Source organism: Flavobacterium aeripolare (genome assembly GCF_013294025.1).
Lineage (GTDB): Bacteria > Bacteroidota > Bacteroidia > Flavobacteriales > Flavobacteriaceae > Flavobacterium.
Window position 1 is genome coordinate 312199 of record NZ_JABSNL010000003.1, and the last position, 18163, is coordinate 330361.

The 18163-nt window shown below is 34.5% G+C and carries 8 protein-coding genes; 1 reads left to right on the top strand and 7 read right to left on the bottom strand.

What is annotated here, in order from left to right:
* Positions 1–58 precede the first annotated feature (58 nt).
* From HNQ00_RS05890 to HNQ00_RS05900, 3 genes are all read right to left on the bottom strand, one after another.
* Entirely contained in the window at positions 59–1510 is a 1452-nt protein-coding gene (locus tag HNQ00_RS05890; RefSeq protein WP_173837389.1) for a glycoside hydrolase family 30 protein, read from the bottom strand.
* Positions 1511–1627: 117 nt separating this feature from the next.
* Positions 1628–3145 carry a RagB/SusD family nutrient uptake outer membrane protein gene (locus HNQ00_RS05895; protein ID WP_173837390.1) on the bottom strand — a complete coding sequence of 506 codons (1518 nt, stop codon included), beginning with the start codon at positions 3143–3145 and terminating at the stop codon, positions 1628–1630.
* Between the two features lie 16 nt (positions 3146–3161).
* Positions 3162–6284, bottom strand: coding sequence for a SusC/RagA family TonB-linked outer membrane protein (locus tag HNQ00_RS05900; RefSeq protein WP_173837391.1), 3123 nt, complete (start codon positions 6282–6284; stop codon positions 3162–3164).
* A gap of 313 nt (positions 6285–6597) precedes the next feature.
* Between HNQ00_RS05900 and HNQ00_RS05905 the strand changes: the two genes are divergently transcribed.
* On the top strand, positions 6598–9474 hold the full coding sequence (locus HNQ00_RS05905; RefSeq protein ID WP_173837392.1) for a triple tyrosine motif-containing protein: 2877 nt from the start codon (positions 6598–6600) through the stop codon (positions 9472–9474).
* Positions 9475–9563: 89 nt separating this feature from the next.
* Here HNQ00_RS05905 and rlmN read toward each other — a convergent pair whose 3' ends face one another.
* The 4 genes from rlmN to HNQ00_RS05925 all read right to left on the bottom strand — a co-directional run.
* Positions 9564–10607 carry a dual-specificity RNA methyltransferase RlmN gene (rlmN, locus tag HNQ00_RS05910; RefSeq protein ID WP_173837393.1) on the bottom strand — a complete coding sequence of 348 codons (1044 nt, stop codon included), beginning with the start codon at positions 10605–10607 and terminating at the stop codon, positions 9564–9566.
* Between the two features lie 172 nt (positions 10608–10779).
* Entirely contained in the window at positions 10780–12369 is a 1590-nt protein-coding gene (locus HNQ00_RS05915; RefSeq protein WP_173837394.1) for an OmpA family protein, read from the bottom strand.
* 12 nt (positions 12370–12381) lie between these two features.
* Positions 12382–13287 carry a PorP/SprF family type IX secretion system membrane protein gene (locus tag HNQ00_RS05920; RefSeq protein ID WP_173837395.1) on the bottom strand — a complete coding sequence of 302 codons (906 nt, stop codon included), beginning with the start codon at positions 13285–13287 and terminating at the stop codon, positions 12382–12384.
* A gap of 70 nt (positions 13288–13357) precedes the next feature.
* Positions 13358–18163: T9SS type B sorting domain-containing protein (locus HNQ00_RS05925; RefSeq protein ID WP_173837396.1), on the bottom strand; the 4806-nt coding region annotated here is incomplete at its 5' end.

An 18163-nucleotide genomic window follows, 5' to 3' on the forward strand; every position in this document is an offset into this window, starting at 1 on the left:
ATTTTAAATTTTATACACTTTTAAAAGCAATTTTTGCTTTCGCGAAAGCGATCTTACACTAATAAACTAGGGTTTGCATGGCATGAGGAGGTATTACAACCTCGGCTTGATTAGCCGATACCATTAAACTATACGTGATACTTTTATCAGAATCATTCATAACCACAGTCACTACAGTTCCATCTAAATTAAGAAAAGAAGTACTTATTAAAGCGCTTCTGCTTACTGCTGAACTGATTCTTTTTGCACCAACTCGAATAAATTTAGAAAAATGTCCAATATAATAATACGAAGGCGTATAGATTAGTTCTCCCGTATTGGTATTTGCATGAACAGGTGCAAAACAGAAATTCCCCACATGATTTGGGCCTCCATTTTGATCTAGTAGAATATTCCAGTCTGTCCAGCCCACGGTTCCATTATTAAAATCATTAATCATTGCTTTACCATATCTTTCGGCATTAGGCCAAAACTGGTATTTATTTGCATCAAAACGTTCTACACAGCCTTCAGTAAACAATAGCTTTTTATCGGGATAGGCTTCATAAACTTTTCGAACATTATCAAACATTTGTTCTCCTCCAGACCAGTTTTCGTACCAATGAAAAGCAGTTCCCCAAACATATTTTGCTGCTTCAGGGTCAGAAAGAATTGTATTTGCTCTTTCATACATTAAATCTCTGTTGTGATCCCAGATAACAATATTTTTATTTCCTAAACCTTCTTTTTTTAGTGTTGGTCCTAAATAATTTTTTATAAAATCTCGCTCCTCATCGGCAGTATACAAACACGATTCCCATGTTTGTTTAGCCATAGGTTCATTTTGAATTGTTAATCCCCAGATAGGAATACCTTCTTTTTCATAAGCGTTAATAAATTTCACATAATAATTTGCCCAAGCTTGGTCATATTCTGGTAAAAGAACACCTCCTTGCAGCATGTTATTTGTGCTTTTCATAAAAGCGGGGGGACTCCATGGAGACGCATAAGTTGTTAATTTACCACCAGCTGTTTTTATTGCTTGCTTAATTAACGGAATTTTATATTGCTGATCGTGAGCAATAGAAAAACTTTTTAAATCCTTATCTCCTTCTCTAATATAAGTGTAGCTTTCGCTGCTAAAATCAGAACTATGTATCGTTGTCCTTAGCAGAGAATAGCCAATACCTTTTTCTCTATCGTAATAGGATGTCAAAAATTCTTGCTGTTTGTCCTTTGGTAATTTTGCAAAAACTTCGGCACTTGCATCAGTAATTGCACCTCCAATACCTAAAAAATTTTGAAACGTTTTTCTAGGTTCCACCACGATTGCTAATTGTGTTTCTAAAGGCTGCATTGCTTTCGAAAAAAACAAATTAGCTGTAGGACTCAACTTGAGTTTTGTATTTTCGGCAGTGGTATATACTGTGATTTTTTTAGCTGCTGTAGCAATATCTTGTTTACTTTGCTTTTGCGAAAATGCTACAAACGAAAACAGCAAACATAGTAATGTGTACTTTGGAATTTTCATTATTGTATTTTTAAATTCTTGTAATACTACTTTAAAAGACATTATTTAAAAATAGCCCATAAACAAAATGAATATGGGCTATTTAAACCTAACTCAATTAAACTAACTCAAAATGTATTAATAACCTGTATTTTGAACCATCTTAGTGTTATTAAACTCACTGTATGGTATTGGCATTGACTCGTTTTTATTAGCAGTAAAACCTTTAAAAGCTAATTTTGCAGCTGCTTCACCCGTACGTACTAAATCATACCAACGGTGTCCTTCACCGGCAAGTTCTAATCTTCTTTCATTCATAATTGCAGCCATAGAAACAGGAACTGATGGTAAACCAACTCTAGCTCTAACCGCATCAAGAAGCGCTTGAGCTCTTGCTCCACTTCCGTTTAAAGCTTCTGCTTCCATTAAATAAGTATCGGCCAAACGAATAATATAGGTATTAATAGAAAAATTCAAGAAAGGATTAGCCGCAGTAATATCACTGTTAACCGCTGCATATTTTATAAAATGAAACCCTTTTTCGTTATAACTATCTGTGTAAGTGATACGTCCAGCAGTTCTTTCGGCTGCTGCATCAAAAAGCGTCGATGCAAAACGAGGATCTGTTTTTAAAGCAGTTGCTAAGTCAGTCATTGCAGTCATAAAACCCCATCCATTAATATAATCAGGTAATCCAGCTGCTTTTCCTGTTGCAGTTCTAGAGTAATCTCTCATTCCCATTAATTGAGAAGCCACATTTCCTTCGTCATTTCCTAACTCAAAATTCCCCCAATCAGCATTGGATTTATCCGAATAAGCAATTTCAAAAATAGACTCTGTATTAAATTTATTGATGTGATTCCATAAATCAGCAAAAGCAGGCATTAATTTATAACCATAACTACTTGTTGCTCCTGGAGTTCCATTTACTTTAGCAAATTCAACCGCAGCCTCTGTTTTTTTATTGTCATACAAATATATTTTTCCTAACAGTGCCGTTGCAGCTCCTCTTGAAAAACGTCCTGATTCCCCTTCGATAATAGTAATAGGTAAATCACCAATGGCTTCATTTAAGTCTTTTTCCATTTGGATGTAAACATCTTCCGGTTTTGCTTGCATTACATCTGGAACCTCATCTTTAGAGAGTGGCGCTAGAATTAAAGGAACATTTTTAAACATTCTAACAAGGTCAAAATAATAATAAGCACGTAAGGTTTTTACTTCGGCCATGAACCTTGCTTTCTTGGTTGCATCCATAGGGACATCAGGAAGTTTTTGGATCATGACATTGCACCTAAAAACACCTTGATAATAATTTGACCAAATAGCTGGCGGAATATTAAACGGACTCACCGTATAGTTTGATGCTACCTGAAGACCGGGTTGATCTCCTGAATTACCTCCTCCCGCGTAAAAGTCATCTGAAGCAGAATTTAAGAATAACAACGGAGCAGTTTCCATTGAACCAGCAAACTTCCCTACTTTATCATAGGCTGCTACTAAACCAGAATAAGCTTCGGTCTCATTTCTATAAAAATTACTTTCTAATACTACTCCATCCCCTTTTACCTCTAATTTTTCGTCAGTATCACACGATCCAAGTGCTAATAACACTCCAACAGCGACGATTGATTGTTTAAAACTTATAAGTTTCATAATATCTTATTTTTAATTAAAATTGCAAATTAACTCCTAGCATGTACGATTTTGCCTGAGGATAATACCCTCTATCAACACCTTGTACATTGTCCATTCCAGCCGTGGTTGGCCCTCCAACTTCAGGATCAAAACCAGTATACTTAGTAATTGTGATTAAGTTTTCTCCTGTGATGTAAAACCTCACTTTTTGTAAAGAAGCTTTGTTAACTAAATCTGAAGGAAGAGAATACCCTAACTGGATTGTTTTGAATCTAAAGAAATCACCTTTCTGTAAATTAAAATCAGATGGATTACTGAAGTTTCTATTAGTATCATCAGTAGTCACTCTAGGGTAACTATTTGTAGATCCTTCACCAGTCCAGCGGCCTAAAACCTCTGTTTGGTAATTTGCATTTATGATATCTAGTCTTCTTAACCCTTGGTAAATTTTATTCCCTCCTGCTCCTTGACCAAAAACTAATAAATCAATTCCTTTGTAATCTAAATTTAGTGTAAGTCCGTAAGTATATTTAGGCAACGATGTCCCTAGGAACGTTCTATCCTCACCACCGATCACACCATCTCCGTTTAAATCTTGCCAACGAAAATCCCCTGGCTTAGCATTTGGTTGAATTACAACTCCTGCAGTATTTTTATAAGAATCAATTTCTGCTTGATTTTGAAAAACACCATTGGTTTTAAAACCATAGAAAGAATTGTAAGCCTGACCAACCTGTGTTCTATTAATTTCATAAGAACTAGATTGTACCGTTTCATCCCCTGCAATAAAATTAACCCCTTTATCAAGATAGGTAATTTCATTTTTGATATAAGAGAAGTTACCATTAACAGCAAGGTTTAAAGCTCCTATTTTTTTACGGTATCCTAGCTCGACATCTATACCTTTATTTTCCATACTCGCAAGGTTTGCGTAAGAATCTCCTGTCGCACCCACATAACCAGGATTAGGTACTGGCATGATGATACCCTCTGTTTTTTTATTAAATAAATCAACAGTTAAATTGAAGTCTCGAAGAAAATTCATCTCAAATCCAATGTTTGCTTGTTTGGTTTCTTCCCATTTTAAATCAGGGTTAGGCAAAGCGTTTGGACTTTGTCCTGGAATAGGAATTCCTCCAATGGTATAATTTCTCTTAATACCAACAGTTGAAATGTATAAGAAGTCAGGTGAAGAGTCATTTCCTGTAACTCCGTAACCACCTCTAATTTTTAAAGTGCTAACGGCACCATCAGTATTCCAAAATCCTTCTTTTGAAGGCACCCATCCTAACGAAACTGATGGAAACGTTCCATACTTATTGTTTGGTCCAAAGCGAGTAGAACCATCACGACGAATAATTCCCGTGAAAATATATTTCTCTTTGAAATCATAATTTAATCTAGCAAAAATAGATTCAACTCTGTGTTCATAAGCTTGAGAGCTATATGCATTTGCAATTTTATCAGTAATAGGGATTTCAACATTAAAGGAAGCTTCACTATGCGTTGTTGCAGGTACACCTTGATACGTCACATCATTTCCTGAAGAAATATTATCTACGTAAGTACCTTTACCAAGTAAAACACTAAAGTTATGATCACCAAGTTTTTTAGTATAATTTAATGTGTTTTCCCAGTTCCAACTAAATGATTTTTGATACGATCTAAATAGTTCGTTCTTGTCTCTTTTTGTCGCACCATTCAAGAAAAATACAGGCGTAAAATTATCTGAACCGTAAAAAGCTAATTTTCCCCCTGCTGTAGATCTAAATTTCAAACCCGGTAAAACTTCTGCTTCAATAAAAATATTCCCCACAAAATTATCAGAGAAACTGTTATTACCCAATCTCGTTTTAGTATACGCTAATGGATTCGTGTTTTCCTGAGTTACAATTGTAGATATTCCGTAATAGTTTCCGTTACCATCTCTGATCGCGTTTGGATTATTCTGATAAATTGCTTGGTTTGGGTTCGTTTCAAAAATTGGGGTCAATGGGTCTAAATTAATTGCCGAAGATAATGGTCCCCCAAACTCGTCATTTGTATTACCAATACCAATCGTTTTTTCATTAGAGTATCCTAATGTTTGTCCAATTTTAATATACTTTCCTGGTTTGTGATTTGAGTTTAAACGAATATTTTTTCTAGTATAGTTCGAAATTTCAGAAGTCACAATCCCTTCTTGATCTAATAATCCAAAAGACATATAAAAAGTTGAAGCTTCGTTACCACCACTGAAACTTAATTCATGAGAAGTACGTTGCGCACTATCATTAAATATAGCATCCTGCCAGTTCGTTCCTTTACCGTAGTTAGTGGTAGTAGAATAAGGTGCTGGTTTTCCTCCATTAGTATAAGCTTCATTCATGATTGTTGTGTACTGTGTTGCATCTAACAAATCAATTTTTTTAGCAGCTTGAGATACTCCAGTAAAACCAGTATAGTTAACACTTATTTTTCCTGATTTTCCTTTTTTAGTAGTTACTAGGATTACCCCAGCAGCTGCTCGAGAACCATAAATAGCACCAGAAGCACCATCTTTTAAAACTTCAATAGACTCAATATCGGACTGGTTTAAATATCCAATTCCTCCGTTGTCTATAATAACTCCATCAACAACCCATAAAGGATCATTATTATTTAACGTTGTAAATCCACGAATACGAATAGTAGATGCTGATCCTGGTTGTCCTGCATTTGCAGCTATCGAAACTCCTGAAACTCTACCTTGTAATGCCTGTTCTACTCTAGTGATTGGCAAACTCTCTAAATCTTTAGCTTTGACACTAGAAATCGATCCTGTTACCACACTTTTCTTTTGAGTACCATAACCTACAACCACTACCTCATTTAGATTTTGAGATTCTGGTGTTAATTGTACTTTAACTGATGTACGCTTATTAATAGGTTCTTGAACGGTACCATATCTAATAAAGCTAATTAGAAGCACGCCGTTTGAAGGAGCAAGAATCTGAAACTTTCCGTCAAAATCAGAAGTTGTAGACTTATTTGTTCCTTTCAATAATACAGATGCCCCTGGTATTGGCATCCCACTTTCATCATTTACTATACCATTAACAGATACATCTTGAGCTTGCGCTATAACTGAGAATAGTAACGATGAAAAACAAAAAATAAGTGATTTTATTAATTTCATTTTTCTAAAAATTTTGGTTAATTAATTAGTAATTTAATGCTAAAGTATCTACATTATTTTGATATTGGTATTTTAAATTACTTACAAAAACACATCATTTTGATTTTTATTACCTTACAAAAACACATCAAAAAAATTACAAATAGCTTAAAATCAAAGTTATACAATCAAAAAATCACTGTTACAAAAATGTTAATAAATAAAAATAAACACTACATTTATATTTTATTAACTATTTAACTTATAAATGCAACAAATGTTGCATTTAGTTCGTGTTTCATAATTTTAAAAACATCATTTCACTTATATAAATATGAAATTAATTATTAAAAAATTCTTACTATTATTAAGTGTATTTAGCCTTTTATCTGCAAAAAGTCAAGTAAAAAACATTGGTCTACCTGACATTAAAAACTATAAACGTACAGTATACAACGCCGGAACTCAAAACTGGAATATTGATCAAGATAAAAACGGTATTATTTACTTTGCGAATAATGAAGGTTTAGTTCAATTTAATGGAACTAGCTGGAAAAATTATCAACTCCCAAATAAATCTGTTATAAGAAGTTTAAAAGTAGACAAGCACGGCGTAGTGTTTGTGGGAGGTAACAACGAGTTTGGCTATTTTAAACCCAACAGTAAAGGAAAATTAGTATATCAATCATTATCCAGTAAACTTAATACTGAGGATAAGAAAGATATCAACTTGATATGGCGTGTTCACCTCTACAATGAAACAATCATTTTTCAGTCATTTACCAAAATTTTTATTTTCAAAAACAACAAATGCAGTACTATAAATGCACCCACAAAATTCCAGTTTTCATTTGTACTTAACAACAAACTTTACGTTCAAGACAAAACAGAAGGTGTTTTAGAATTACGTGCTGGAAAATTATATCCTATAGCTGGAACTAAATATTTTAACGGAACCGAAATTTGGTCTATGCTCCAACTAAGTCAAGAACGCTTTCTAATTATGACTCTTGAAAAAGGCCTTTTTATATATGAAGACGGAAAAGTAACTCCTTGGAATACCGAAGCAAATAATTTCGTCTTAAAAAACACCTCTTTGGGAGGGATAATTATCGATAAAAAATTCATAGTACTAAATACTGTTTTAAACGGAATCGCTATTTGTGATTTAAACGGCAAAATAACACAACATCTTAACCACAATAAAGGAATCCAGAACAACACTATATTAACCTCCTTTATTGATGACCAAAAAAACCTATGGCTAGGTCTCGACAATGGTATTAGTTTTATCAACATTAATTCGCCTTTTACCTTTTTTGATTATAGCTATAACCTCAGCACTGTTTACTCATCTGTAGTATTTGAGAATAACTTATACATTGCCACAAATCAAGGCTTGTTTTATCATCCTTGGGATAAAGACTTCAAAGACGAACCGTTTAAACTCGTCCCAGGAACAAACGCACAAGCTTGGAATATACAAGTATTTGACACTATTTTATTGTGTGCCAGTAATAGAGGCGCACTAGTTATCAATAATAAAACGGCAACTAAACTAGATCCTAATGGGTATTTTGGCTTTAGAGCAATCCCCAATAAGCCCAGTTACATCCTAGGCCTCAGTTATACTGGTTTTAGCATTTTCAAAAAAGAAAACGGAAAACTCATTTTAGTAAACCATGTAAAAGGATTTAATGAAATCATAAATAGTTTTGAAATAGAACTCGATAATGATTTTATATGGCTTCATATGGAACAGTATATTTATCAAATAAAACTAACCGCTAATTTATCCGAAATTGAGACCATAACAAAACACCATAAAATTAGCAATACTATTCCTGGCATAAAAAGTCTCCAAAAAATTAATAACAAAGTTTACTTTCAATCACAAAATCAATTTTATAGGTATTCAAAGGAGCAGGAAATATTTTTTAAAGACAAACAAATGACGGCGCTTTTTAAGAAGGTACCACTCATCAGTTCCATTAAAGAAGATTCTCATGGCAATTTATGGTACACTTACAATGAGTCATTAGGCGTTTTAAAGAAAAATTACGCACAAAAATATATTAATAGCGTTGCTCCTTTTGCCAATCTAAAAGGAAGTTTGGTTAAAAACTTTGTTTCGATTAATACTGTTGATTCTAAAAATATCTTCATAGGACTCATAGACGGATTAGCACATTATGACTCTGAAATATCCAGTAAGTATATTTCGAAACCACGGGTATTTATTACTAACTTTTCATACCCTGGAGAAAGTATCAATACCAACTATAAAAACAACCAAACAACCGAATATACGATTCCCTATCGCTCTAATCATGTAAAATTTTCTTTCTCCTCACCCACCTATGAAAACCAAGAAAACGTTAAGTACAGTTACAAACTGGTTCCTTTTGAAACAGAATGGCATCCATGGACAACGTTATCTATAAAAGAATATACAAATTTGAAAGAAGGGGATTATACGATGGAAATTAAAGCCAAAAATGGCTACGGAATAGCATCAAACGTAGCTTCATTAGAATTTGAAATTTCACCACCATGGTATCGCCATTATTTCGCTTACATTTTTTACGTAGTATTACTGATTAGTTTATTTATAATTACATCTAACCAGATAAAGCTAAAAATAAGAAAGAACAAATATTACGAAACTATTGAACAACGCCGTTTATATCTTGAAAAAGAGGCGAAAATTAGGCATGAGCAACATGAATTAGAAAAAGAAATTGAAAAACTCAAAAATGACAAGTTACAAATTCAGATTTTATCTAAAGACAAAGAACTAGTAAACAACTCACTACAAGTCGCTAAGAAAAACAAAGTCCTTAACGGTATCATACATAAACTGAAAGAAATTGACAACAACCAATTAGACGAAGCAACTAAATTTCAAGTTACAAAACTTAACAAAAGTATTGTCAAAGAGGTAAACAACGACAAAAGCTGGAAAGATTTAGAAAAACACATTAAAAACGTACACTTTGAATTCTTAAAACGCCTTAAAGAAAAGCATCCTACAATTTCACCTAGAGAATTAGATTTATCTACTTACCTACTAATGAATATGTCTACCAAAGAAATTGTTGAGATTATGAACATTTCTTCTGGTGGCGTAGAGTTAGCCCGTTACAGACTACGTAAAAAATTAGAACTTAACAAAAAAGAAAATCTTACGGGCTATTTAATGAGTATCTAATAATGCTGAATATCTTATTTTTAATCGCATAAAAAAAGGGTTTGACATTATTGTCAAACCCTTTTTTACATATTTTAAATAAAACTAAATTAAGCTTCTTTATTAGCCAATTGTCCACAAGCGGCATCAATATCTTTCCCTCTACTCCTTCTTACTTTGACTACAATTCCACTAGCTTCCAGAGCCTTTATGTAAGCGTTTGTAGCTTCTTCAGAGGCTTGTTGAAACTCACCATCATCAATTGGATTATATTCAATTAAGTTTACCTTACATGGGACGTATTTACAAAACTTTACTAAGGCATCAACTGATTCTTTATTGTCATTGATTCCTTTCCAAACTACGTACTCATAAGAAATTTTTGATTTGGTTTTTCTATACCAATATTCTAATGACTCTCTTAAATCGGCCAAAGGAAAATTAGCACTAAAAGGCATGATTCGAGCACGTATTTCATCTATAGCCGAATGCAATGATACCGCTAGTTTGAATTTTACATCATCATCAGCTAGTTTCTTAATCATTTTAGGTACTCCTGATGTGGAAACCATAATACGTTTAGGCGACATTCCTAATCCTTCTTCAGAAGTAATCATTTCAATCGCTTTTAATACATTATTGTAATTCATCAATGGTTCACCCATTCCCATGAAAACAATATTAGAAAGCGGATGATTGTGATACAAACGACTTTCCTTATCTATAGCTATCACCTGATCATAAATTTCGGCAGGTTCTAAGTTTCGCATTCTTTTTAATCGTGCTGTAGCGCAAAAGTTGCAATCTAAACTACAACCTACTTGACTAGAAACACAAGCTGTTGTTCTTGTATTAGTAGGAATCAATACTGACTCAACCACTAAACCATCATGTAAGCGAACGGCGTTTTTTACTGTACCGTCTTCAGATCTTTGCATGGTATCTACTTTAATGTGATTGATCACAAAATTTTGTTCCAGCATGGCACGCGTTTCTTTAGAAATATTTGTCATATCCTCAAAACTGTGCGCTCCTTTACTCCACAACCACTCATATACTTGATTTCCACGAAAGGCTTTGTCTCCACTGGTTACAAAAAATTCGCGTAAAACTTCTTTTGATACTGCTCGTATGTCTTTTTTCTCCATTTGCATGGTACAAATTTAATGACTATTTCTTGATTTGTTGTTTTTAATGCTTAAATATCTTCTCGAGAATTTTTTGATAAATATATTTAAGTATAAAAAAAGCCACTTCTACATGAAGTGGCTTTATATTATTACAATCCTTAAAACTGAAAGTCCTAAAAATAGTATTTTACTTTACTTATTTTATAACCTCGGGATTTGTTATTACAAATTCCGTTCGTCTATTCAACTGGTGATCAAATTCAGAACAAGAAACTCCATTTGAGCATGTATTTACGAGTTCTGTTTCACCATAACCTCTAGCGGTAAGTCTACTAGGATCGATACCTGCTTTGACTAACCAATCTTTTGATGATTTTGCTCTTCGATTAGATAGCGCCCAGTTATAGGCGTCAGCAGCTCTACTATCTGTATGTGATCCTAGACTGATTTTAATCAAAGGATATTTCTGCATTATAGTAAGTACTCTCTCTAACTCTAACGCAGCATCAGGTCGAATAAATGATCTATCTAAATCAAAGTAAATAGGATTAATCTTAATCATTAGTTTATCTCTTACAAAAACAAACTCATTAGACCCTAAATCTAAACCAATTGATAAGGCTAGATCAGCAACGTTTGAAGTTGTAAATGACTCTTCATCCATATCATAGAATTCTTTTGCACCTGTAACTCTATAGCCTGCCTCACAGTCTACATTAAAAGCAAAGCTTGCAAATTTATCGGCTATAACACTTTCAACTTTTTCTCCTTTAGCATTATATAAGGTTACTAAGGCTCCTGGAAGTAAAGCTCCAGTTTCTTTTTCACGAACAACACCTTGAACAAGTTGCTTACAATTTTCTATTATTGGATTAACTAGTTCTTCGAAATAATAAATATCGTCATCTCCCTTTCCACCATCTCTATTAGATGAGAAGTGTCCTGTTTTCTTGCCTTTTTGAAAAACCATTGAAAAATCATCTTTCAAACTGTTCAGAGGCAAACCTAGGTTGACAGCCTCATTCATTCCCAATCGATCTTTAATTTTTACAGCATAAAGATCTAAACCTCCATTACCATAATTTTTACCATCAGAAGAATAGTAAAGTACATTATCAGTATCAATGTATGGAAACATTTCACTTCTCGTACTGTTCACATTAGGACCAAGATTGTACGGCTCGCCATAGCTATCTTCTCCCAAAACATCTACAGCCCAAATATCTGTTAAACCATATGAACCAGGTCTATTTGATGTAAAATATAAGATCGAATTATCCGCATTTAATGATGGATGACCCGTATCAAATTCATCACTGTTGAAAGGTAGTTTTTTAACATCTACCCATGTTCCAGTACTATCAACTGTAGCCTTGTAAAGCTGAATTAAAACCCATCCATCTTTATCAGTATGTCTTTTCTTATCTGTGTAATTATCGCTAGAGAAGTAGATTGTTTTCTCGTCGTTTGTAAAAGCAACATTTGATTCGTGATACTTTGTATTCAGGTTTTTTGAAAATAAATTAGATTCCACAAATTCTCCTGTACTATCAACAGTAGCTTTGTACAATTCTAAAAATGGCTGACTGTTTTTGTACCACGTTTTATTCCTCTTTCCTTTCACTTTTCTCGACGAGGCATAAATCACTTGATTATCGCCATAATAAGTAGGACCAAAATCGGAGTATTTACTATTATCTTCTATATTTTTAATAGTATAATTGGCATCTTGAGCATGACCCAGAACTACAAAAAGCAGTAATATAATAAGAGTATTTTTTTTCATGTTTGTTTGTTTTTAGAAGAAACGAGGGCTTTTCAATTTTTTCTTATTAATATCAAAGATCAACATAATTTCGTGTGAACCAGAATTGAAATTTCCAAATCTAGTTGTGGTGTAATCGTATGCATATCCTACTCTAAGCGAATTGCTAACTTGGAAACCTACCATGGCACTAACAGAGTCATCAATTCTCATTGATAAACCTAATTCCAGTTTTTCCTGAATCAACATATTAACAGACAAATCAACTGAAAGCGGTGCACCTGTCGTCGCTTTAACTAAAGCGGATGGCTTTAATTTTAAGTTGTAATCAAGATCAAAGACATAACCAGCAGTAGCAAAGTAGTGTATCCTTTCTGAAGCTGTAGAAACAATTCCATTGCTTTTATCTAGATACCTTGTTTCTAAAATATTTGGTGCAGAAACACCAAGATAAAAACGCTCCTTATAGTAAAGCAATCCCAAACCAAAATTAGGTGCTATTTGGTTTATTGGTGTATTTAATGGATCTGGATCAACTGTAATAATCTCACGAACATTCAAAAAAGTAGCTCCCGCTTTTACACCAAATGCTAATCTACCTTCATCTGAAGTGTGTATCGTATATGAAAAGTCAGCATAAACGTTATCTTCCTTTACAGGACCAATTTCATCATGTATTACCGAGAATCCTAAACCTACATTTCGTCCCACAGGTCCATTGATAGACATTGTTGCCGTTTGTGGCGCTCCATCAACTCCTACCCACTGGGTTCGTCCAAGTATACCAATAGTTGTATATTCCTTGGAACCAGCATAAGCGGGATTTAGAATATTCATATTGTACATGTACTGCGTATACTGTGGATCTTGCTGGCTGTAAACGCTAGATGTAAATAGTATGAAAACAAAAATTGCTGTCAGTAATTTAAATAGTTTCATATAGACTGTATGTTAAATTTAAAATTAAGAGAGAGAAATGGTATCATTCCTCTCCCTTTATTATTTTGGTTTATTTTCTTAAATATATCCACCCTGTTTGCGGCGCTCTATCATCATTATTAAAGTAGATAGTATAGAAATACGTTCCTGCTGGAAGAGTGTCATTTGTTAAATTCCATCTACCGTTAGAGTAACCATCCCACCATTTAGGCGTTGTAAATTTATCCCCATTGTGTTTGTATTGGTAAACAATGTTTCCGTATCTGTTTACAATTTCCATACTAAAATTAGGGTATAGTACTTGTAAATGTTGGATTTCGAATACATCATTTATACCATCACCATTAGGTGTAAAACCTTCTGATAATACAATCGAAATTTCAGGTTCAATCGTTACAGCATCTTGGTCATCTTCAAGGATTTTGTTATTTCCTGGTGTAGAGTCAATATCAAGTTCATTTGCAGCTATAACTTCAGCTACGTTTGTAAACTCTCCTACTGGCAATACAAAGGCTACAACTTTTAACACTTGTGTTTGATCGATAGCAATGTTACCTACGTTCCATAAACCTGTAACCTGATCGTAAGTTCCAGTTGTTGTAGTTGCATTCACGAAAGTAAATCCACTAGGCAACAAATCTTTAACCACTACTCCTGTTCCATTACTTGGACCTCTGTTTGTCAACGTAATTGTAAACTCAACATTAGTCTCGGCTATAGGTTGTATGTTATCTACAGTTTTACTTAACTCTAAATCTATAACTGCTATTGGTTCAGCAGCGATACAACTCACATTGTTATCTGGATTAGTATCTGTTTGATGTAATGCCGTGATAGTAGCACAGTTTAAGTAACTACCTGACTCATTTACCAGAACATCAACAATTAGAATTTCAGTTTCTCCATTCAGTATTTTACTTACTTTCCAGTCTCCAGTCACATAATCATAGATTCCTTTAGTTGAACTATAATTTACAAATGTATAACCTGCAGGAAGTAAATCTGACACGACAACATCAGTTGCGTCTATATTTCCATTGTTAGTTAATAAGATCTCAAATGATATTTCTGAATCTACTTCAGGGTTACTATTATTTTTAAGTATCGTTTTAACTACTGCAAGATCTACAGATTGATTAGGTGATACCGAAGCACACGCATAGTCATCTTCACTCACATTACCGTTCCCCGGTGTTGAATCAACGTCTGGTTCATTAGCTCTTGTGATTTCAGCACAATTTAGATAATCACCTGAATTAAGAACTTCGACATCTACTAACAAGATTGCTGTATTATCAACTTCGATGAAGCCAATGTTCCATAATCCCGTTGTAGGAGTATAAGTTCCAATAGAAGAACTGTAGTTTATAAACTTATAACCAGAAGGTATAAGATCAACCACTTGAACCCCTGTTGCTTTTGTAGGACCATCATTAATCACTCTAATTTCAAAAGTAATCATATCGCCAACTTCAGGAGCAGTAACGTTAGCTACTATTTCTTTAGTAAGACGCAGATCAATGAACGCCGTTGGAACTATAGCTACTATACCAATATTATTTGACAAGTTAGAATCAGATTGATCTGCCTTAACCGCCGTTGTGGTATTGGTTATTGTAGTACCGTAAGTACCTTCATTTACTTTAGCACTTAAAGTAAGAGTTGCTATTGAACCGTTAGTCATATCACCTACTGTCCATAATCCTGATCCTGCGTTAAAGAAACCGCTTGAAACAGTATTGCTTATGTAAGTAACTCCTACTGGTAAGTTATCAGTTAAGCTAACATTAGTAGCATCACTAGCACCATTATTCGTAATTTGAATTGTATAAGTTATTGTATCACCAATGTTAGGTGTTGCATTACTTACAGTTTTAACAACAGCCAAATCTAAACTTGTAACAGTTATTGTCTCTGAAGGATCATCTGGTGTTAAATTAACATCCATTTGATCTTGAGTATTTGTAACTGTATTAGTTAATACTTGACCTCCTTGATCCATACCTACAATAGCTTTTATAACTATTGACCCTTTTTCACCAGGAAGCAAAGTTCCCACTGTCCAATTAGGTGATGTCCAAGTTCCTTTTGCAGGAGTTCCAGAAACATATGTTAAACCTGCAGGTAAGTCATCTGTTACAACCAAGTTTGTTACTAAAGTTGTACCATTATTTGCTACTGTAACAGTATAAGTTACGGTGTCACCTACATTAGGAGAATTATTATCTACTACTTTAGTAAGTACTACATCTGCATTGTTTTGAACAATCATTGTCTCATCTAAATCATTACCAACATTTGTTGGATCTGATTGATCTCCTTTAGCTGCTGTAGTTGTATTTACAATTGTTTTTCCTGCCATTCCAGCTTTAACTATTACGTTAATATCAAGAACTTTAATCTCTCCAACTGCTAGATCACCTACTAACCAAAGACCTGAGCCATAATTATAATCTGCTCCTTGACTATTACTAGTATAAGTAACTTCACTAGGAAGAATATCAGTTAAACTTACTGCTGTTGCAGGGCTTGGTCCATTATTAGTAACTTTTATACTATAGGTAACCGTTTCTCCTTCGGCAGGAGTTGCATTACTTACTGATTTCTCAGTTACTAAATCTGCGCTAGTTACAGTAATAGGTTCAGTTAAATCATCGCCAACTGTAGTTGGATCTGACTGATCCCCTGAAGCAGCGGTTGCTGTATTAACAATTGCTGTTTGAGCAGTTGTACCCGCAGCAGTAACTTTAGCATCAATTACCAATGTTGCAGAAGATCCGATATTAATACTTCCGATTGTCCATAGACCTCCAGAATATGTATTGACCGTTCCTCCAGTCGCAACATGTGACATGTAAGTCACACCAGCTGGTAGATCATCAGTAAGATTCACTCCCGTAGCTGTACTAGGCCCTTTATTTACAACCGTTAAAGTATACTTAACGATATCTCCTTGATTAGGACTAGAATTATCAACTGTTTTAGTCGTTACCAAATCAACAATTTTGACTGGAACAATAGTAACATCTGACTGGTCAATTTCACTTGGAGTATTGTTACCATGAACAATACCATTTGGATCTAACTGATCAACTTTAGTTACCTCTGCACTATTGGTATAATTACCTGTTTCATTTATTGTAGCAACAACTGTTAATGTAGCAGAAGATGTATTAGTCAATCCACCTACGTTCCATAATCCATTTGCTGGAGTGTATGTTCCTATACTAGGAGTAACACTAACTAAGTTATAACCACTAGGTAATTTGTCAACGATATTTATACCCGTTGCATCACTAGGACCATTATTAGTTGCTGTAATTAAGAACTCAATGTTCCCACCAACCTCATATGGACTTGTACTAGCTACTGTTTTAACTACTGCAATTTCAGAAAGCGCAGCCATAGTATCGATATCCGTTTGACTATTATTAGTAGTATCCGGATCTTCAACATCTGAACTAACAGACGCCGTATTAACTAGCTCTCCAGTGTAATTACTTGGCACCGCTATCGTTACCGTATAAGTTACTGTCTCTCCTACTGCAACAGTTGCTATTGTAGCATTTACTGCTGTAATATCACCTGATCCACTTGCATTTGGCGGTACCGAAGTTCCCGTTCCTACAGCTGACCATGTGGTTACAGCTTCTAGAATTGGACTTGTAATATCGTCAAGTACTACCACATTAGTAGCTACTGCCGGACCATTATTTTTAACAACGATTGTATAAACGCTGTTCGTTCCAGGTGTATACTTCTCTTTGCTATCTGTTTTAGTTACAACTAAATCAGCTTGCGGCTTCATCTCTATAGTAATCAAACTATTATTAGATGGATTTCCTTCATTATCCTCCACATTATAATTAATTGGAGTTGGGTTTGTAATGAAGCCTGGGTTCGGTGTAAACGTTACCGTTCCAGTTACTAAATCAACGTTCCAAGTTCCTTCTCCAGGAATTACTAAACTTGTAATGTCTCCGTTGGCATCCGTTACAATGTTTGTAGCGCTTCCAGGATTTACTAAGCTTACTGTTGTTGGATCAATTACGTCTCCATTGATGTCATTTGCAATCACATCAATTACAACAGGCGTATTAATTGGATTTCCAGTCGAAAGATCTGGCGAAGAAATTGGAGCATAATCTAAAGTGATTGTACTCGGATTTGAAACATTTCCTTCATTATCTTTTACTGTATACTTGATTACCGGAGGATCAAGCGTATAAGCTGGATCCGGAGTAAAGGTTACATTTCCTGCATCATCTGCAATCCATGTTCCAACTCCTGGTACGTTAACCTCTTTTGGAGATATCGCAATACCGCCTGGTACACTCAATGGATCAAGTTCAACAGTTGTTATATCAACTAAGTCTCCTGTTGTATCGTTAGCAATTACATTTATTGTAACTGGCTGACCAATGGTAGCAGGAATAATGTTTGTATCATTTGTTGCGATAGGGCTATAATCAATAGTTACCGTAGCATCATTTGATTGGTTTCCATCATTGTCTTCAACATTATATGCTATTGGTGTTGGATCTGCATTGAAAGTTGGTAAAGGTGTAAATGTAATTACTCCAGTTACCGGATCAACACTCCATGTACCTTCACCAGGTATCACTAAGCTTGTAACATCTCCATTACTATCCACTACAACAGCTGTCGCCCCTGCAGGTGCTACTAAACTAACAGTAGCCGGATCTATAGTTCCATCAGCATCGCTATCTAATCCAGATGGATTTAAAATAGGATTTATTGACACTGCAGTATTAGGTGTGTTTCCTGAACTTAAGTCATTCTCTGCAGTTGGGAATATTTTATCATAAGTAACAGTTACAATTGCAGTGTCACTTAATCCTGTAAGTACCTCTGT